Raw genomic sequence first — 17,979 nt, forward strand, 5'->3', positions numbered from 1 at the left:
GTATCAAAGGGTAAAGGAGTGAGCGTGGCTAAACAAACCACAAGTAAGAAGAAACCCGAGGCGTCATATCAGTATGACGCCATTATTATTGGCACCGGACCGGGGGGCGAAGGCACCGCCATGAACCTGGCCAAGAGCAATAAAAAGGTGGCAGTGATCGAACGCCAGCGTGCCGTCGGCGGTGGTTGTGTGCACTGGGGAACCATTCCTTCAAAAGCCCTGCGTCACTCGGTCAGCCGTTATATCGAATACAAGGCCAACCCCTTATTCAATATCTCCGAGCGCCCTAGTCGCCTGACCTTTGGCGATATCTTGAGTCATACCAGTGCGGTGATATCCAAGCAGTCGAACTTGCGTAGCAGCTTTTATGAACGCAACCGCATCGATCTCTATCAGGGTGATGCCAGCTTTATCGATAAGCACACGGTGCAGGTACAACACCTGGACGGAACAATCGAGCAGTTGAGTGCGCCGACCATAGTGATCGCCACCGGCTCGCGTCCATATCGCCCGACGGAAATCGACTTCAATCATCCGCGCGTCTATGACAGCGACACCATATTAAACCTGAAACACGACCCACAGCGCATTCTAATCTATGGTGCCGGTGTGATTGGTTGTGAGTACGCTTCTATTTTCAAAGGCTTAGGCACCAAGGTCGACCTGGTTAACACCCGAGATCGGCTGTTGGCCTTTATGGATGACGAGATCTCCGATGCTCTGAGCTATCACTTTTGGAACAGTGGCATCTTTATTCGCCATAACGAAGAGTTCGAGCGCGTCGAAGCGCGCGATGACGGCATCATTATGCATATGAAGTCGGGTAAGCGTGTTAAGGCCGATTGTCTGCTCTTTGCCAATGGCCGCACCGGTAACACCGACACCTTGAATCTAGGTGCAGTCGGCTTAAAAGCCGACAGCCGCGGCCAGCTAAAGGTCAATGAAAGCTACCAGACCGATGTCGATAATATCTATGCGGTCGGTGATGTGATTGGCTACCCCAGCCTGGCCAGCGCCGCCTTTGACCAAGGCCGTATCTGTGCCGATGCCATCGTTAAAGGGGAATGTAACGAAAAGCTGATCATCGATATCCCTGCGGGTATCTACACCATTCCGGAAATGAGCTCGGTGGGTAAAACCGAACAGCAGCTTACCGCGGCGAAAATTCCTTACGAGGTGGGTCGCGCCCAATTTAAACATTTGGCGCGGGCGCAAATTGCCGGCACCGATGTGGGCAGCTTGAAAATTTTATTCCACAGCGAAACCAAAGAAGTACTGGGTGTGCACTGCTTTGGCGAGCGTGCCTCAGAGATCGTGCATATCGGTCAGGCTATTATGGAACAGAAAAATGGCGGTAATAATGTCGAGTACTTCGTCAACACCACCTTTAACTACCCGACCATGGCCGAAGCCTACCGTGTGGCTGCACTGAACGGTCTTAATCGCTTAGTTTGATATAGATTAAGAAAATACTCTCTATAAACATCAAAATGGGCCTTGTGCCCATTTTTTATCATTCAGCCCTTGTTCAACTGTAAAATTCTTGTAAACTCGATGATATAAGAAGAAAAAGTTAGGAAAAGGGAATGAAAATACGTGCATTTGGTCTGTGTGCTGCATTAAGTTTGGCAAGTTTCGCCACATTCGCCGATTATTCCAGCGCTCAGAAAGATCTCCAAAATGAAGATTATACTGCAGCCTTCTCTGAATTTAAGAAGCTCGCCGAGCAAGGTCACCCGCAGGCCATGTTCGAGTTGGCCAAGCTGTATGAACAGGGAAAGGGAACCGACGCCGACATTTACAGCGCTTTTTCTTGGTATATGCTCGCCCTGGATTACGGTAACGAAGATGCCAAAGATCGCTATCGTGATATCCGCCGTGAAGTGCCTTCTCGTAAAGACGGTAAAGATCACTACAAGGCTCTGTCTTATAAATTCGGCTATGACAAACACCAGAGCACCATGGCACCGATTGAAGATAAATCCGGTCACGATGCTCGTTATATCACGGTTAAGCAAAGAGTTAACCCGACCTATAACGATGATGCCGGCATTCAAAGTGCGTGGGCCACGGTCAGTTTTGACGTTAATCAGCAGGGTAAAGTCATTAACGAGCGGGTGATCGCCTCCTTCCCGAAAGGGGTTATCGATGACGCCGCCTTAGAAGCCATCGCCCAGTGGCAATACAATGTACCGAATGACTACAGCGGTGAACCGCAAGCGGTGTTCGACCTCACCCACACCTTCGAGCTACAAAGCAATAAGAGCAATTATCGCCGCGAATATAAGTCGCAATTGGCGGAGTACTCACAAAAGCTTAAGGCACTTGCCGACAAGGGCAATAACTACGCCCAGGCTCGTTATGCCATGATGCTGGAAGCCGACTTGGTCGAGAACAGCAAAGACCATTATCTGGATTGGTACTATCGCGCCGCCATTAACGGCAACTATGATGCGCAACTATGGCTGGTTCGCTGCTTCGAATATGGCACCGCCTGTAAAGCCGATAAGAAAAAAGCCTATAACTGGTTAGAAGTAGCCAGCCAAAGTGGTAACGAGCGCGCCCAATATCAATTGGCCAACAAGCTGCTCGACTACGAAACGGTTCATTATGACCTGGATAAAGCGGCTAAAATTCTTAAAAAAGCGACACACCAGCAATACCTGCCGGCCATGATCGCCTACGCTAAACTGCTGGCATTTGCCGAAAAAGAATCGATCCGTGACTATGAAGAAGCGGTTAAATACGCCGAGCTTGCCCGCGCCGAAGCACCGGATAACCCGGTCCTGCTTTCCGTGTTAGGCGTTGCTTACAGCGAATTGGGACGCATGCAGCAAGGTGAAAAATACCTGCGCCAGGCCTATGACGAAGCCAAACGCCGCAACTGGCCGACGCAAAATTACCTGGAACTGATGGAAGGCCGCGCCTCCATGATGGCCAACGGCACCAGCCTGATTTACTAAAGGCTCGCTAACAGATACAAAAAAGCCCGCAGCTGCGGGCTTTTTCTTTTTTATCTTTAAATGCTTACTTATGGTATTGCGCACTCAGCTCATGCACGGCATTGATAAAGGCGCCGGCGTGCTCAGGATCAACATCCGGAGTAATACCGTGACCCAGGTTGAAGACATGGCCACTGCCATGACCAAAACCGGCCAGAATCGACGCTACTTCTTCACGAATGCGCTCAGGCGAAGCATGCAGCATAGATGGGTCCATGTTGCCCTGCAGTGCCACCTTGTCTCCTACACGGCGCTTGGCATCGGCAATATCTATGGTCCAGTCCAAACCAATGGCATCACAGCCGGTCGCGGCAATCTTCTCGATCCACTGGCCACCGCTCTTAGTGAACAGGGTAACCGGTACCTTACGACCGTCGTTTTCACGGATTAAGCCATCAACAATCTTGTGCATGTAGCGCAATGAAAACTCTTCGTAATCGCGTGGACTTAATACCCCGCCCCAAGAGTCGAAGATCATCAATGATTGTGCACCGGCTTTTACCTGAGCATTCAAGTAGCTGGTAACCGAGTCAGCTAGCTTGTCCAGCAACAGGTGCAGAGTTTTAGGCTCGGCAAACGCCATTTTCTTAATTTTACCAAAGGTTTTGCTCGAGCCGCCCTCAACCATGTAGGTCGCCAGGGTCCAAGGTGAGCCAGAGAAGCCGATTAAGGGTACTTCACCCTTGAGTTCGCGACGAATGGTGCGTACCGCGTTCATCACGTAGCCCAGCTCGTCTTCCGGATCGGGAATGGCGATCTTGGCCACGTCGGCATAACTTGTTACTGGGCGTTCGAATTTAGGACCTTCACCGGTTTCAAAGTACAAGCCCAAGCCCATGGCATCGGGAATGGTGAGAATATCGCTGAATAGAATCGCGGCATCCAAAGGATAACGACGTAATGGCTGTAAAGTTACCTCACAAGCGAGCTCGGCATTTTTACATAAGCTCATAAAGTCCCCGGCCTGAGAGCGGGTAGCGCGATACTCTGGCAAATAGCGACCGGCTTGACGCATCATCCATACCGGCGTTTTATCAACGGGCTGTTTAGCTAAGGCACGTAAATAACGATCATTTTTCAATTCGCTCATGGCATAACTCTTTCGGTTCAAATTTTAATTGGGCGGGATTCTACCATAACCTAGATTCACTATGATGAAATAGATCATGGAAATGCACATTTGTGCGTCAGCAAATGTGAAGCTTGATAAAAAAATGTAAATTTTTTTGTTAAAAGAACTTGCAACGCTTATACGACCTTGGTATAACTAATGCCGTTCTAGAGAATAATAATAAAAAGTTAGAACAAACATAATAAAAAGAAGCTCGTACAACGAGACTGCTAAAGAAATTCGGCCACCCTTGCGGTGGCTTTTTCTTTTCTAGCGCCCTAATTATCTAAGCTGCCGATTGCAATCATCCGACCTCCGCCCTGTAATAATCTGAAATAATAATTCTGAAAAATAGGTTGACCTTTGCCTCAGATTTCCTTTTTATAGGAGGTAACGCCAGAGAGGTTAGGAGAGCAGTGATGTTATCGCAATTGGAAAAAGCACAAGAAAAATGGGGCGGTAGCCATAGCGTCATCGATAAGTGGTTAACAGACCGCCAGGAGCTATTGGTTCAGTACTGTGGCTTAGCGGGCCCGGCACACCACGGTAAGCATGATCAGGCATTACCGGAGCAGGCCAATATCCAGAGTTTTTGCCAATTATTGATGGACTATCTCTCAGCCGGCCACTTTGAAATCTACGACGACATTGTTAAGCAATGCGAAAGCCGCGGCGAAGACAGCCTGAAGCTGGCGCGCTCCTTGTATCCGCAAATTTCCGCAACCACAGATATCGCCCTCGACTTTAACGATAACTACGCGGAAACCAAAAGCGACGATTTACTGGAGAACTTCGATAAAGACCTGTCGCAGCTAGGCGAAGCACTGAGCATTCGCTTTGAACTGGAAGATGAGTTGATCCATAACCTCTACACCAATCACACTTAATTCAATACACAAAAAAGCCCCGCTCATTGAGCGGGGCTTTTTTTTGCGTTTACGCTTGTGCGCGGCGGTGCTGGCCAGCGCACAAAAACTAACCCTGATTACTCAGCGTCAGTTTTTTCCGCTTTAACGATCTCAAGCAGCTCAACTTCGAATACCAGCGTTGAGTTAGCAGGGATCTTACCTAGGTCACGTTCGCCGTAAGCAAGCTCTGAAGGGATAGTGAACTTGTACTTAGAACCAACAGGCATAAGTTGAAGACCTTCGGTCCAGCCTGGGATTACGCGGTTAAGCGGGAAGCTGGTAGGTTCATTGCGTGAGTATGAGCTGTCGAACTCGGTACCGTCGATCAAGGTGCCCTTGTAGTGCACTTTAACCGTGTCTGTTTCAGCTGGCTTGTCGCCTTCGGCAGCGGTGATCACTTCGTACTGTAGACCAGACTCAGTTACCGTCACGCCTTCTTTCTTAGCGTTATCGGCTAGGTATTTCTCACCTTCTTCTTTGCTCTTAGCTGCAGCCGCTTTCGCTTGCTCTTGCTGCTTAGTACGTACCGACTCATCAAGAGTAGTTAGCACTTCACGAATTTTCTCTTCGTCTAGCTTGGCTTCACCGGCTAGTGCATCTTTAAAACCACGTAGCATTAGCTCTTGGTCAAGAACGATACCCAGCTCTTTTTTGTCGGCTAGGTCTTTGTTTAGGAAAGTACCAACAGAGGCACCAATACCATAAGCTTGTTGCTGAGCTTCAGTTTCTAGTTTTACTTCTTTTACTTCTTGCTTAGCTGCTTCTTGGTTACACGCTGTAAGGGCTAGTACTGACGCCGCTACAAGCGATAGTTTAATTGTTTTTTTCATATCTATCTCCAGCAACATAAGGTTGCCATTTTAAGGTTACAAAACTAAATTTTGATTAGGCGTAACGCCTATTTTTCCAACTCCAGCATGAGGCTGTTTTTCTAATTACTTTAATGAAATAATTAGAAAAACAACCTTGAGTCGCGACCCTAGTCTAACTGCTTGAGGCAACAGAGTTAAGGGACACTTGCAAATTTATGATAATAATTCGCACACTGCTCGTTACGGTCTTGTTAAGCCTGATTGTCGGCTGTCAGCCGCAACAATCCGATACCGTTAAACAGCACCCCCATGCCGCTACCGGCGCCTATGATGCCGCTATTTCAGAGGACGGTCGCTATAGCCTGGTGTCTACAGTAGAACATGGTGTCGCCGCCTGGGACAATCAAGTCAATGCACTGAAATTCCAATGGTACTTGAGCGAAGATGAACAGAATCTGGTTATCGCTCTGGATATCGCCGCCGATAACAGCACGGCGGTCACTGCCACCAAGGAGCAGTTTGCGCTGTGGGATATGAACAGTGGCGAGAACCTGGGTTACTATCAAATAGACCAATCCCATATTCGTGATATCGCCCTAAGCAAGGGGGGGCGCTATGTGTTGTATGGCCGTGCCGATGGCGTTGCCGTACATATCGATTTACAAACCGGGCGCCGGCTGGAGTTTCTTGGTCATCAGGAAAAGATCAATGCGGTGGCGCTGTCCCCCAATGGTCGTTACGCCCTGACCGGCGGAAATGACTACAGCGCCTACCTTTGGGATACCCGCAGCGGTCAGGTAGTGTATCGCTTTAATCATGCCAGTCGCGTCACTCAGGTCGCCTTAGACCCCCAAGGGCGTTTTGCTTTTAGCGCCGGCAGCAAGCGCCAGGCCACGATTTGGGATCTGACAACAGGTGCACAGCACAGTAATTTGCAGTATATTGCCCGCCAGAAAATTTTCAGCGCGGTACGTTTTTCCGCCGATGGCCAGTGGCTCGCTACCGGCTCACCGAGCCGTGAAGTGGCGCTGTGGAATATCAGCAGCGGCAAGCGCGTGTTGGATTATCAGGTTGCGGCCAGAGCCAATAGCCAGCCAAAATCGGCGGTGGTCTTTGCCGTTGCCTTTAACAAACAAAATCAACTGATCACCGAAAGTTCCAGTGGTCTGTCTGAATATTTTGAGATTAAGAGAGCCCCATGAACCACTTAGAAGCACGTATTGAAAGTCTCGAGGCCAAGGTGGCGTTTCAAGACGAGACCATAGATATACTCAATGATGAGCTTAAGGCACACCAGCAGCAGATGGCAAAAATGCGCCGTCAAATGGAGCTATTGGGCGAGAAGTTCCGTGAAGTGCAAAGCAGTTCGACAATGATGCCGCAGGAGCAAGAGCCGCCCCCGCCGCACTACTAGGCAACCCTAAGCTTATTCCGGTTTAAAGACGCCGATCACCTGCTCAAACTGACGCGTTGAAGCTTGTACGGCGTTTTCCGGCTGGGTCATGATATGACCGCACTCAACACACTGCACTTTTTCCACATCGTGTTCTTTATACAGCATCATGGTATCCATTTGCTGACACTCGGGACAACTGGCCCCGGCAATAAAACGCTTTTTCTGTTTCATACTCTCAACCCCTTGGCCGAAATCACCCGGCTTTAAAGCGCCAGTTTATCATAAAAACTTTCCCGCTTGGGCAAGGACTCCATGATATGATATCGGCCATTATTCACACCATGCAGTAACTATGATTCAAATCAGCGACATCGAGCTTTTACGCGGCCCAAAATGCCTGTTAAAAAATGCCAGTGCAACCCTCTTCCCACAACATAAAGTGGGCTTAGTGGGCAGTAATGGCTGTGGTAAATCGAGCCTGTTTGCCCTGCTTAAAGGCGAACTGCAACTCGATGCCGGTGAAGCCAAAATTCCCAAGGAATGGTCCATAGCCTCGGTTAAGCAGGAAACTCCGGCGCTGGATATCAGCGCCCTAGAGTATGTGTTGCAGGGTCACCCCCAGTATTATGCGCTGCGCACCGAGCTGAAAGCGGCGGAGCAAAGCGGCGATGGCGACACTCAGGCTAGGGTGCACCAGCAGCTGGAATTGATGAAGGGTTACAGCATTGAGGCCAAGGCGGGAGAGCTGCTGCATGGTTTAGGCTTTGCCAATAGCCAGATAGATTATCCGGTCAGTGACTTTTCCGGGGGCTGGCGTATGCGTCTTAACCTGGCGCAGGCGCTGATCCGCGATGCCGATCTGCTGTTGCTCGATGAACCGACCAACCACCTGGATCTCGATGCCGTGTACTGGCTCGAGCGCTTCTTACGTGCCTACAGCGGCACCCTGGTACTTATCTCGCACGACCGTGAATTTCTCGATGCCGTGGTCGGTGAAATCTGGCACATAGATCAGCAGTTGATCAATGTGTACAAGGGCAATTACTCCCAGTTTGAACGCCAAAAGGCCGAGCGTTTGGCCCAGCATCAGGCGCAATTTGTAAAACAACAAGAACAAATTGCCCATTTAGAAAAGTTTATCGCCCGCTTTAAGGCCAAGGCCAGTAAGGCCAAACAGGCACAAAGCCGGGTTAAGGCCTTAGAGCGCATGGAAAAGCTGGCCCCAGCCCATGTCGACTCACCGTTCGACTTTAGCTTTGCCGAGCCCGATGCCCTGCCCAATCCGCTGATCGCCCTTGATGGCGCCCAGGCCGGCTATGGCGACACCACCATTTTGCACAGCATTAAGCTCAATTTGGTACCGGGCAGTCGCATTGCCTTACTAGGTCGCAACGGTGCGGGTAAATCCACACTGATCAAATTACTGGCTCAGGAGATCAAACCGCAGGCCGGTGAGGTGTTTTATCACCAAGGTCTCAAGGTGGGTTACTTTGCTCAGCATCAGTTGGAAGCCCTGGATTTAGAGGCTAGCCCGGTGACCCACCTGCAACGCCTGGACCCTCAGGCCAGCGAGCAGTCGCTGCGCGACTTCCTTGGCGGCTTTGCCTTTATCGGCGATAAGGCGCTGGAGGCGGTGGCGCCTTTCTCCGGCGGCGAGAAAGCCCGCCTGGTGTTGGCCATGCTGGTCTATCAAAAACCGAACCTGCTGTTACTGGATGAGCCTACCAACCACCTGGACTTGGAAATGCGTCATGCCCTGGTAATGGCATTGCAAGGTTTTGAAGGCGCCATGGTGACGGTATCGCACGACCGCCACCTGTTAAAGAACACCGCCGATGAGTTCTATCTGGTCGACAGCGGCGAAGTGAGCCAGTTTGGTTATGATCTCGATGCCTATTACCAATGGCTGCTTAAGGCCAATCAGGCGGAAAAGCCCGCACAGAGCACTGAAGATAAGGCCCATTCCAGCGCCAATCGCAAGGAGCAAAAGCGTAAGGAAGCCGAGTTTCGCAAGCAGGTGCAACCGCTGAAAAAAGCCATCGAGAAGCTGGAGAAGCAGCTCGACAAGCTCAGCCCACAGCTAAGCGAGATTGAGCAGCAGCTCAGCGATAACAGCCTGTATGAAGAGCAGCACAAGGAAAAGCTCAAACAATTGCTGGCACAGCAAACCGAGGCGGCAAAACAGCAGGAGCAGGTGGAAGAAGAATTGCTGGAGCTAATGAGCGAGCTCGAAGAACAAGAGCAGGCCTTTTATGAGCAAGATTAGCGCCGCAGAGTTTTGGCGCTTTAGCCTGACTGTGTACGCCAACCCCCAGGTGCAAAAAGCCCTGTTGCAGTGGCAGGACGAGTACGACCTGAACGTCAATCTCTGCCTGCTGCTGGCCTATTTAGACTGCCACCAGCAAGCCCTGGACTCTTCCCAGTTGCAAGCGCTGCAAACGGCCATAGCGCCCTTTAACCAGCTTGCCCTTAAACCCCTGCGCCAGGTGCGCGCCGAGGTCAAGGCGCAGCAGGGGTCACTGCTCGACTACCCGGCACTGCGCCAGCAGTTACTCGACCTCGAACTGCAATTTGAACGCCAGCAGCAAATGCAGTTGGTACAGGCCTGTCACACCCTGAAGCTACGCTCTGAGAGTAAGGCCAACAACCTGGCTTTGTATCTACCCAGCTCCCTACTGCCGCTAAATGCTGATCTGGATCAAGCTCTGCACGCAATCACAGACTAACCCTAAAATAACCTTGATCTAGGTCATATTGCCACCGGCTCGGCTCTCCTACACTAGCCATATCAAAGGAACAGGAGACGCCATCATGCAAGTATTCTTTCGCGACTTTTTCTCAGACCCGGTGCTGTTTATGTCTTTCGGCATACTGACTGTAGTGATTTTACTTTGCTTGTTCTATGTGGGCTATTTCGTGAAGAAAGTCATGGACGCCGAGGTTCCTGAAGGAAACTAATTACCCCGCCACGGGCCAAGCTTATACGCCCTTGGCTACCAACCAAATTAAGCACGACGCACAAAGCCTCCTCTAATCTTGCATTAGCGGAGGCTTTATTTTTATGCGATAAAAATGAGCATGTCGCCAAACTTTGTTACTATAGTGCGCGATGTATTCTGATTTTGTTGGTAAATATTCAGTGAGTAACCACTTTACCCCTGCCTGGTGGATGCCCGGCCGCCACCTGCAAACCATTTTACCGCGCTTTTTTCGCCCCGGTTTTAAGGTGAATGTCAGCCGCGAAATCATCACCACAGAAGATGACGACTTTCTCGATCTTGCCTGGGCACAACCGGCCCAGCCGGATAAGCCACTGGTGATCATCCTCCATGGTCTGGAGGGTAATATCGACAGCTTTTATGCCAAGGGCATGATGCTGGCGTTGCAAGCGGCAGGGCTGGATGCGGTGCTGATGCATTTTCGCAACTGCTCCGGCGAACCAAACCGACAAACCCGCGCCTATCACAGCGGCGAAACTCAGGATTTAGGCTTTTTTATCCGCACCCTGCAGCAACGTTTTCCCGGACGTGCCTTAGCGGCGGTCGGCTTTTCACTCGGCGGCAACGTGCTGGCCAAATACCTGGGTGAGCAGCGCGAGCACAGTGGCCTTAAGGCCGCAGCGGTGATCAGCGCCCCTCATGATTTATCCAGCTCCTGTCAGGTGATCCGCAAAAGCCTGGGCAAAATTTATCAGCACTACCTGCTTGGCCGCATGAAAAAGTCCATGACCCGCAAGCTGCCGCACCTCAAAGGTGCGCTTGATATGAGTGCCGAGCAGCTCAACAGCATCAATGACCTGTGGCAGTTTGACGATATGATCACCGCGCCCCTGCATGGTTTTAACGGCGCCGAGGATTACTACCAAAAAAGCAGTGCCAAGCCCTATTTGAAACATATTGCCACCCCGACCCTGATAATTCATGCCGAAGACGACCCCATGCTGGCAACCCCGGCGGTACCCCGCCCAGAAGATGTCTCCGCCGCCGTTGATTTACGCGTATCGGCCAAGGGCGGGCATGTGGGCTTTATCAGTTGCAGCGGCTGGTTTAAACCGGAATTTTGGTTAGAGCAAACCGTCCCCCAATATTTCTTAGAGCAATTAGAAAACGCATGATCATTCCCTACCAAGAATTAAGTAAAGAAGCACTTACCAACCTCATAGAGCAGTTTATTCTTCGCGAAGGCACCGACTATGGTGAAACCGAGGTGGACAAGGCTACGAAAATCGAACAGGTGCTTGGCCTGATAAAAAGCGGCGAGGCGCTGATCGTTTACTCGGAACTCCATGAAGAAGTAAACATTATGAGCGCCCAGCAGTTTAAGCAAATGCAGACCGAGGAAGGCGACTATCACATTGATAGGGATGAGTTTTAATCGGGGCTGGCAAATACCAGCCCGTACCACTACCAGCATTTTTCGCTAACCAAACTCACCCGCGGCTGTTATGCTGATCACCCAAAGCAGCAGCCCACTCAGCCAACAAGGAATGTGTATGCCGTTAATCGCTCAAACCCCAGAACCGCCCTACTACACGGTTATTTTTACCTCGGTGCGCACCGAGATAGATGAAGGCTATGGCGACACCGCCACCCGCATGGTGGAGCTGGCCGAGCAACAGCCCGGCTTTTTAGGCGTCGAATCTGCTCGCGAGGAAGTGGGCATCACCGTCTCCTACTGGGCCGATCTGGAATCGATAAAAAACTGGAAGCACAATATGGAGCATCTTGCAGCGCAAAAACTAGGACGCAAGAAGTGGTATGCCTCGTTTAAATTACGGATCGCTAAAGTCGAACGGGATTATGGCATGTGAGTGCATTAGGCTTTAAGACACCAAAACTCATATTGCTACCCGGTCTTGATGGAACTGGGAAGTTGTTTGAACCACTAGTTCAACATTTACCAGCACACATTGATTACGAAATATATCCTTTAAATCAATTTTCAGATGCCAAACAAGTGGATGTCGCGAATGAAATAGCAGAACGACTAGGTAACCAAGAAGTGATACTGTTCGCTGAATCCTACTCAGGGCGCATTGCCTATGCTCTAGCTCAGAATTCAAATTTAAAAATTAAACACATTATTTTTGCTGCCAGTTTTCTTCAGCGCCCATCTCCCCTAAGCAGATATGCTTACCTGACCCCGCTGACATTGATAAAGAAAAACATCATTCCTGTTAAGCTATTAAATTGGGCTCTGTTCGGTAACCAAGATCATGACAGCATCCTGACAACTTTATTTATGAGTACTCTGAAAGGAGTGAGCAACACGACACTTCGTCAAAGACTCAAGAATATCGCCCAGCTAAATGGGCCTAAACAAGTAATTTCTGTCCCTTGCACTTACATCCAAGCAACTAACGACAAACTAGTTCCTCAGCACGCTATTTACCTATTTCAGAGCCTATGCAAACAGCTGAATATTGAAAAAATTGAAGGGGGACACTTCATCGCTCAAAGTAGCCCAAGGAAAGTCGCTGAAATCATCAATAAGCAAATAGCATGAGTCGCAATTTTACGTGAAAATACTTGTGGACTTTGCAATCTTCTCCCCAAGCGATAGAATCACGCCGTGTCGATAATGGCACGTTTCTTCAGGGCGGGGTGGAATTCCCCACCGGCGGTAATTAACTTTCTCGTATTCAGATTTACGAAGGCGACGACGGTTATCAGCCCGCGAGCGCTTTACCAAGAGTAACCTTGGCGTGGTAAAGGTCTAGCAGATTCGGTGTAAATCCGAAGCCGACGGTTCAGGGTTCGTGTACTCAGCGAGCGTCCCTTAAAGTCCGGATGGGAGAAGAATACTTGGTACAAAAAACACACTGTTTAGCTTGGCTAGGCGGTGCTTTTTTGCTGTGCCAGTCACTTTCCTAATTCCCCTGAGTTTTGACTTTCAAAATCAGGAGATTCTTATGAATATCAATTTAACACCTTTTGGTGCAACCGCACTTGAACGCGTTCAGCGCGCCTGTGCAGATCTCGCGTTAGGCAAACCCGTGCTCTTAATGGACGACCCGGACAGAGAAAACGAAGGCGACCTAATCGTGGCCGCCGAGCTGATCAGTACACCAACCATGGCCCAGCTTATCAACGACTGCTCTGGCATTGTCTGCCTGGCACTAACCGGTGAAGCGGCCGATAACCTTGCGCTTCCCCCCATGGTGACAGACAACAGCAGTAAAAATAAAACCGCGTTTACCGTCTCCATTGAAGCCAAGGAGGGGGTTACCACGGGCGTCTCCGCTGCCGATAGGGTGCAAACAATACGCACCGCCATCGCCAGCGAGGCAAAAGCGGATGATCTTGCAAGGCCGGGGCATGTGTTTCCTTTGCGCAGCGCCCCCGGCGGCGTACTGACTCGTCGCGGACACACAGAGGGTGGCGTGGATCTATGTCGACTCGCCAAGCTTTCGCCAGCAGCAGTACTGTGTGAGCTAATGCACAAAGACGGCAGCATGATGAAAGGTCAGGCACTGGTCGACTATGCTCACGCCCACCAGCTTGTGTTGTTAACGATTGAAGACCTGGTACAGGTATTAAAATCGGATACCGAGCAAGCAGCCTAATTAGGTTGTGTCGGGTCAATGACCCGACTCAGAGGAAATGCTCACCCATTTCCTCTGAAAATTACCAGAACACCCTGCCCTTATTTACCTAGTCTGATAACGCCTGAATTCAATATGTTATCAACATAAAAAACGCCATCCTTAAACCCCCGATTTATCAGCCTCCCCCCTTACATTGCATCCGAAACGAGATACGAGGAGGGGGAATTGAAGGCGACAGCGTGTCCAGGGCATGGCTGAAAGCGGAAGCTAGGGAGTGAACAATTTCACTCCCGCCGCTTGAAGGCGACGAGTTCTACGAGGAGGGGGACGCCCTGTGCGCGCTGGTTACCTTAAGTTCTCGTAGCGCGATGAGGAAATAATGCAATATGGGGGTGCCCTAGGAGTTCAAGAGGGCGACGAGTGACCGAAGCACTGCTTCGCAGCGCTCGGAGGTGGAGGCATGGATGCCGACAGGGCCTGAGCTTCATGGACGAATTACTTGCACACAAGTGATGCATTTCCTCTAAGCCGGCGTCGGCGGCCCGACAAGATCTAACAAAATCCATTAGGTCGTCAGACTGAAGTCTGACCTACAAGTACCAAAGCCTCGCCTACTGCCACCAATTAAGAACACCAAGGTATCAGACTCAAGAAAGAGAGGCAGGAAGGCCGACCTAAAAAAGCACCCAAGTGCATGCCTGCACTCATTGGTCTTATTTCCTTGTTTTAACCCCAAAACCTCGCCACAATGGGCACCAAATTCAATAATAACAATGAGCGGCTATTATGAAATTCACCACCCTCAGCGCGGCCCTAGCGCTGGCTCTTGGCAGCCTTAGCGTTGCCGCACAGGAAGTGCATCAGGCTTCTGAAAAAGCCATTAAACTGGCGCAAGAAAACATCCTTATCGATACCCATATCGATGTCCCTTATCGCATTCATAACAAATGGGATGACGTCAGCAAGGCCACCGAGCGCGGTGATTTCGATTACCCTCGCGCCATTGAAGGTGGTTTAAACGCCCCCTTCATGTCTATCTATATTCCAGCCAACTTGGAATTCGAAGGCAAAGGTAAAAGCTATGAACTGGCCAATCAGCTGATCGATATGATGGAAGCGCTGGCCTATCGCGCCCCCGATAAGTTCGCCATTGCCGACTCGGTTGCGGATGTGGAAAAGCAATTTAAAGACGGCGTGATGTCGCTAGCCATGGGTATGGAAAATGGCTCCCCCATCGAAGGCGAGATCAAGAACCTGCACCACTTCTATGAGCGTGGCGTGCGTTATATCACCTTGGCGCATTCGCAAAGCAACCATATTTCCGACTCCAGCTATGATATTCGCCGTAAATGGAAGGGCCTAAGCCCATTCGGTAAAGAGCTGGTCTCCGAGATGAATAATATCGGCATGCTGATCGATGTCTCGCATATCTCGGATGCGGCCTTCTATCAGGTGATGGAGCTGTCTAAGGTGCCCGTGATTGCCTCACACTCCTCGCTACGTAAATACACGCCGGGTTTTGAGCGCAATATGGATGACGACATGCTGTTGGCGCTGAAAAAGAACGGCGGTGTGATCCAAATTAACTTCGGTTCCAGCTTTGTGACCAGCAGGCTAATAGCTGGTACGACCGTCGTGATGAGGCCCAGGATAAGGCCAAAGAAGCGGGCAAAGACACCACCGACTTTAAGGCGGCCTACCTGAAGAAGAACCCCTTCCCATTCGCCAGCCTGGAGCAGGTGTTAGATCATATCGACCACGTGGTGAAACTGATCGGCATCGAGCATGTGGGCATTGGCTCTGACTACGATGGTGTGGGTGACTCACTACCCGTGGGCCTTAAAGACGTATCCAGCTACCCTAACCTGGTACAAGGTTTATTGGACCGTGGCTATAGCGATGCGGATATCAAAAAGATCCTCGGCGAGAATATGCTGCGCGTATGGCGTCAAGCAGAGGCGTTTGCCCAGGCTAACTAAGCCTTCTCATTTTACTAAAAAAGCCCGGGCAATTGCCCGGGCTTTTTCATTGGTCACGCCAAAGGACGATGGCCACTAGGTACCACAGAAGGTTTGATAACTATCGTCTTCGCCCTGCTCTGGCGGCTGCTGTAAATACACATGCTCAGGGTCAAGGCAATAAGGGTTACGAATGGCCGCCAGCAGCGGCGCCAGCTTGTCGCTGTGACCCTGACGCTCAAAGTCGGCGATCACCTCTTCCACCCTGTGATTGCGGGGGATCACCTGCGGATTTGCCGCACTCATCAACGCCGCGCTTTGCTCCTTGTGCCCGGCTATCCGCGCCTGCCAGCGCGCCAGCCAATCTCCCAAGGATGAGGCCAGGGGCTCGGGCACCTCGGTGCCCTGATGGCAATAGGCGGTGAGCGCCGCAAAGGTATTGGTGTAATCCAACTGCTGTTGTTGCATCAGCCCCAGTAGCTCATCCACCAGCGCCTCAGCCTCGTTATCTTCGGCCAGGAGCCCGAGTTTTTGTAGCCACATGGCTTTAAGGGCGGCATTAAACTTGTCGCCGAAGGTGTTAAGCACCTGGGTTAACTCGGCCACCGCCTGGTCGCGCTCTACGCTAAACAGGTCAATCAGGGTTTCCGCGAAACGGGCCAGGTTCCAACTGGCGATCTGCGGTTGATTGCCAAAGGCATAACGACCGGTGCGGTCGATGGAGCTAAACACCCGGCCAAAGTCAAAGCCGTTCAACATGGCGCAGGGGCCATAGTCTATGGTTTCGCCGCTCACCAGGGTATTGTCGGTATTCATCACCCCATGAATAAAGCCGATGCGCAGCCAGTGCACAATCAGTTCGATTTGCTTATCCATTACCGCACTAAAGAGTGCCAACAAGCGCTCATCCCCGTTCAGCGCGGCCAGCTCGGGGTAATGACGCTTGATGGTTAACTCCACCAACTGGGCCAAGCCTTGCTCATCCTGCTGCGCGGCTAAAAACTGAAAGCTGCCAACGCGAATATGGCTGCTGGCCACCCTCGTCACTATGGCGCCGGCGCTGGGCTGTTGTCGCATCACCGTCTCGCCGCTCAGCGCTACACTTAAACAGCGCGTGGTAGGCACCTTTAATGCCGCCAATGCTTCGCTCATAATAAATTCGCGCACCGCTGGGCCAATACCACAGAGGCCATCGCCACCGCGGGAAAATTGGGTTGCTCCTGAGCCCTTTAATTGCACATCCCAGCTCAGCCCCTGAGGATCGGTGACGGCACCAAGCAAATGAGCCCGACCGTCGCCAAGCAAGGGCACGTAATTGCCAAACTGGTGGCCGGCATAAGCCAAGGCATTAGCATCCGGATAAGACTGACCACTGGCAAGCTGGGCTTTAGTGGTGTCGTCCTCGCTCAGCCCCAACGTTTTCGCCAACGCACTATTCCACAGCAACAACTGCGGCTGACTAAACTGACGCACCTGGGCGCTGTGACTCAGGGCACCAATATGGGCATAGGGGTTATCTAGCTTCATAGCTATCCTTAGTTGGTTTGCATACCAACATAATTGTCGCCAATGCTAAAGGCGATAAGCTGGCTTAGCTCCGTTAAGGAGCGGCCACTTTGCTGCTGCAGCTCATTAAACATGCCTTGTATGGCCTGCAGGGAGCGCTTTGAGTGCAGACCGCCGTCGATCACCTCATTAGCACGGCAATAGGCTTCCACATCGCGCGACAACATAAAGGTGTCTTTACCTAAAGCTCGCAGGGCAAAAGCACCGGTATTGCCACCTAAGCGGGCTCCGTGCTTTTTCAAATACAGCCAGAGGCCGATAATGTCCTCGCTCGGCCACTGGGCAACAAAGTCTCTAAAGCTGCCATGCTCTTGTGCTACTTCATGGATCATTAGACAATTAATAGGCAAGGTTTGCACTTTTTTAAAGTTGCGCACGATACGTTCATCGCTGGCCTTCTGCTCCAGCATTTCCGGCGCCATCATCAGTAGTTTCTCAACGCTAAAATCCCAGAACACCTCGCGAAAGCCCGGCCATTTGGCATTGATCACCGCCCAATAAAAGCCACTTTGAAAGATTTTTCGGGTGAACTCTTCTAACCAGATATCGTCGGTTAGTTGCTTTAATTGCTCGGTGGTTTTTGGCTTACTGAGTAAGGCTTCCAGTTGCGCCTGTGAGCCCTTGCGCTCAAGCGCACGCTGATAAATAGATTGATATTTTTCCATCTGCTGCTGGGTCT

The 17,979-nt window shown here is 50.9% G+C and carries 18 protein-coding genes, 1 pseudogene and 1 riboswitch; of the genes and pseudogenes, 14 read left to right on the top strand and 5 right to left on the bottom strand.

Going from position 1 to position 17,979, the window contains the following annotated elements; genetic code table 11:
* Positions 1-24: 24 nt before the first annotated feature.
* Both sthA and C2M36_RS05270 read left to right on the top strand, forming a co-directional pair.
* A complete protein-coding gene (sthA, locus tag C2M36_RS05265) occupies positions 25-1,455 on the top strand; it encodes a Si-specific NAD(P)(+) transhydrogenase (RefSeq protein ID WP_105254032.1) in 1,431 nt (476 codons plus the stop codon).
* 131 nt (positions 1,456-1,586) lie between these two features.
* On the top strand, positions 1,587-2,963 hold the full coding sequence (locus C2M36_RS05270; RefSeq protein WP_105254033.1) for a TonB family protein: 1,377 nt from the start codon (positions 1,587-1,589) through the stop codon (positions 2,961-2,963).
* Positions 2,964-3,027: 64 nt separating this feature from the next.
* On the opposite strand, the gene hemE is transcribed toward C2M36_RS05270, so the two are convergent.
* Positions 3,028-4,092, bottom strand: a complete 1,065-nt coding sequence (gene hemE, locus C2M36_RS05275; RefSeq protein ID WP_105200411.1) for a uroporphyrinogen decarboxylase — start codon at positions 4,090-4,092, stop codon at positions 3,028-3,030.
* A 440-nt stretch (positions 4,093-4,532) separates the two neighbouring features.
* Here hemE and rsd point away from each other — a divergent pair, with 440 nt between their 5' ends.
* Entirely contained in the window at positions 4,533-5,000 is a 468-nt protein-coding gene (gene rsd, locus C2M36_RS05280; protein WP_105254034.1) for a sigma D regulator, read from the top strand.
* Between the two features lie 98 nt (positions 5,001-5,098).
* On the opposite strand, the gene fkpA is transcribed toward rsd, so the two are convergent.
* Positions 5,099-5,851 carry an FKBP-type peptidyl-prolyl cis-trans isomerase gene (fkpA, locus tag C2M36_RS05285; RefSeq protein WP_105254048.1) on the bottom strand — a complete coding sequence of 251 codons (753 nt, stop codon included), beginning with the start codon at positions 5,849-5,851 and terminating at the stop codon, positions 5,099-5,101.
* Between the two features lie 197 nt (positions 5,852-6,048).
* Here fkpA and C2M36_RS05290 point away from each other — a divergent pair, with 197 nt between their 5' ends.
* Both C2M36_RS05290 and C2M36_RS05295 read left to right on the top strand, forming a co-directional pair.
* Positions 6,049-7,035 (top strand): WD40 repeat domain-containing protein, encoded by a 987-nt coding sequence (locus tag C2M36_RS05290; protein ID WP_105254035.1) that lies wholly within the window; start codon positions 6,049-6,051, stop codon positions 7,033-7,035.
* Complete coding sequence (locus C2M36_RS05295; protein WP_105200413.1) at positions 7,032-7,247, top strand: SlyX family protein; 216 nt, start codon at positions 7,032-7,034, stop codon at positions 7,245-7,247. Before C2M36_RS05290 ends, C2M36_RS05295 begins: the two co-directional genes overlap by 4 nt.
* Positions 7,248-7,259: 12 nt before the next feature.
* Here the strand turns inward: C2M36_RS05295 and C2M36_RS05300 are convergent, their stop codons facing one another.
* Positions 7,260-7,460 (bottom strand): YheV family putative zinc ribbon protein, encoded by a 201-nt coding sequence (locus tag C2M36_RS05300; RefSeq protein WP_105190300.1) that lies wholly within the window; start codon positions 7,458-7,460, stop codon positions 7,260-7,262.
* A gap of 121 nt (positions 7,461-7,581) precedes the next feature.
* Between C2M36_RS05300 and C2M36_RS05305 the strand changes: the two genes are divergently transcribed.
* The 9 genes and pseudogenes from C2M36_RS05305 to C2M36_RS05340 all read left to right on the top strand — a co-directional run bounded on the left by C2M36_RS05305 (position 7,582) and on the right by C2M36_RS05340 (position 15,755).
* Positions 7,582-9,495, top strand: a complete 1,914-nt coding sequence (locus tag C2M36_RS05305) for an ATP-binding cassette domain-containing protein (protein WP_105254036.1) — start codon at positions 7,582-7,584, stop codon at positions 9,493-9,495.
* Positions 9,482-9,955 (top strand): TIGR02444 family protein, encoded by a 474-nt coding sequence (locus tag C2M36_RS05310; RefSeq protein ID WP_105254037.1) that lies wholly within the window; start codon positions 9,482-9,484, stop codon positions 9,953-9,955. Before C2M36_RS05305 ends, C2M36_RS05310 begins: the two co-directional genes overlap by 14 nt.
* A gap of 85 nt (positions 9,956-10,040) precedes the next feature.
* Positions 10,041-10,187 (top strand): DUF3149 domain-containing protein, encoded by a 147-nt coding sequence (locus C2M36_RS16780; RefSeq protein ID WP_158677986.1) that lies wholly within the window; start codon positions 10,041-10,043, stop codon positions 10,185-10,187.
* Between the two features lie 181 nt (positions 10,188-10,368).
* The gene (locus tag C2M36_RS05315) at positions 10,369-11,343 is read left to right on the top strand and encodes a hydrolase (protein WP_199775682.1); all 975 of its coding nucleotides are present in this window, start codon (positions 10,369-10,371) and stop codon (positions 11,341-11,343) included.
* A complete protein-coding gene (locus tag C2M36_RS05320) occupies positions 11,340-11,603 on the top strand; it encodes a YheU family protein (RefSeq protein WP_105213167.1) in 264 nt (87 codons plus the stop codon). The genes C2M36_RS05315 and C2M36_RS05320 overlap by 4 nt, the downstream gene beginning before the upstream one ends.
* A gap of 118 nt (positions 11,604-11,721) precedes the next feature.
* Positions 11,722-12,039 (top strand): antibiotic biosynthesis monooxygenase family protein, encoded by a 318-nt coding sequence (locus C2M36_RS05325; RefSeq protein ID WP_105254038.1) that lies wholly within the window; start codon positions 11,722-11,724, stop codon positions 12,037-12,039.
* On the top strand, positions 12,036-12,734 hold the full coding sequence (locus C2M36_RS05330) for an alpha/beta fold hydrolase (protein WP_105254039.1): 699 nt from the start codon (positions 12,036-12,038) through the stop codon (positions 12,732-12,734). Before C2M36_RS05325 ends, C2M36_RS05330 begins: the two co-directional genes overlap by 4 nt.
* A gap of 80 nt (positions 12,735-12,814) precedes the next feature.
* Positions 12,815-13,034: riboswitch (FMN riboswitch) on the top strand.
* 106 nt (positions 13,035-13,140) lie between these two features.
* Entirely contained in the window at positions 13,141-13,794 is a 654-nt protein-coding gene (gene ribB / locus C2M36_RS05335; RefSeq protein ID WP_105254040.1) for a 3,4-dihydroxy-2-butanone-4-phosphate synthase, read from the top strand.
* Positions 13,795-14,559: 765 nt separating this feature from the next.
* Positions 14,560-15,755, top strand: a pseudogene (locus tag C2M36_RS05340) (dipeptidase).
* A gap of 75 nt (positions 15,756-15,830) precedes the next feature.
* Here the strand turns inward: C2M36_RS05340 and C2M36_RS05345 are convergent.
* Positions 15,831-17,261, bottom strand: a complete 1,431-nt coding sequence (locus tag C2M36_RS05345; RefSeq protein WP_105254041.1) for a protein adenylyltransferase SelO — start codon at positions 17,259-17,261, stop codon at positions 15,831-15,833.
* An 8-nt stretch (positions 17,262-17,269) separates the two neighbouring features.
* Complete coding sequence (locus tag C2M36_RS05350) at positions 17,270-17,965, bottom strand: DNA-3-methyladenine glycosylase I (RefSeq protein WP_105254042.1); 696 nt, start codon at positions 17,963-17,965, stop codon at positions 17,270-17,272.
* Between the last annotated feature and the right edge of the window lie 14 nt (positions 17,966-17,979).

The sequence above is a fragment of the Pseudoalteromonas sp. T1lg75 genome (assembly GCF_002964705.1).
GTDB lineage: Bacteria > Pseudomonadota > Gammaproteobacteria > Enterobacterales > Alteromonadaceae > Pseudoalteromonas.

Coding starts and splice junctions, on each gene's coding strand:
- C2M36_RS16780 (WP_158677986.1), top strand. CDS start 10,041: ATGCAAGTATTCTTTCGCGACTTTTTCTCAGACCCGGTGCTGTTTATG.
- C2M36_RS05305 (WP_105254036.1), top strand. CDS start 7,582: ATGATTCAAATCAGCGACATCGAGCTTTTACGCGGCCCAAAATGCCTG.
- C2M36_RS05295 (WP_105200413.1), top strand. CDS start 7,032: ATGAACCACTTAGAAGCACGTATTGAAAGTCTCGAGGCCAAGGTGGCG.
- C2M36_RS05345 (WP_105254041.1), bottom strand. CDS start 17,261: ATGAAGCTAGATAACCCCTATGCCCATATTGGTGCCCTGAGTCACAGC.
- C2M36_RS05290 (WP_105254035.1), top strand. CDS start 6,049: ATGATAATAATTCGCACACTGCTCGTTACGGTCTTGTTAAGCCTGATT.
- rsd (WP_105254034.1), top strand. CDS start 4,533: ATGTTATCGCAATTGGAAAAAGCACAAGAAAAATGGGGCGGTAGCCAT.
- C2M36_RS05300 (WP_105190300.1), bottom strand. CDS start 7,460: ATGAAACAGAAAAAGCGTTTTATTGCCGGGGCCAGTTGTCCCGAGTGT.
- C2M36_RS05270 (WP_105254033.1), top strand. CDS start 1,587: ATGAAAATACGTGCATTTGGTCTGTGTGCTGCATTAAGTTTGGCAAGT.
- fkpA (WP_105254048.1), bottom strand. CDS start 5,851: ATGAAAAAAACAATTAAACTATCGCTTGTAGCGGCGTCAGTACTAGCC.
- C2M36_RS05320 (WP_105213167.1), top strand. CDS start 11,340: ATGATCATTCCCTACCAAGAATTAAGTAAAGAAGCACTTACCAACCTC.
- C2M36_RS05350 (WP_105254042.1), bottom strand. CDS start 17,965: ATGGAAAAATATCAATCTATTTATCAGCGTGCGCTTGAGCGCAAGGGC.
- C2M36_RS05310 (WP_105254037.1), top strand. CDS start 9,482: ATGAGCAAGATTAGCGCCGCAGAGTTTTGGCGCTTTAGCCTGACTGTG.
- hemE (WP_105200411.1), bottom strand. CDS start 4,092: ATGAGCGAATTGAAAAATGATCGTTATTTACGTGCCTTAGCTAAACAG.
- ribB (WP_105254040.1), top strand. CDS start 13,141: ATGAATATCAATTTAACACCTTTTGGTGCAACCGCACTTGAACGCGTT.
- C2M36_RS05325 (WP_105254038.1), top strand. CDS start 11,722: ATGCCGTTAATCGCTCAAACCCCAGAACCGCCCTACTACACGGTTATT.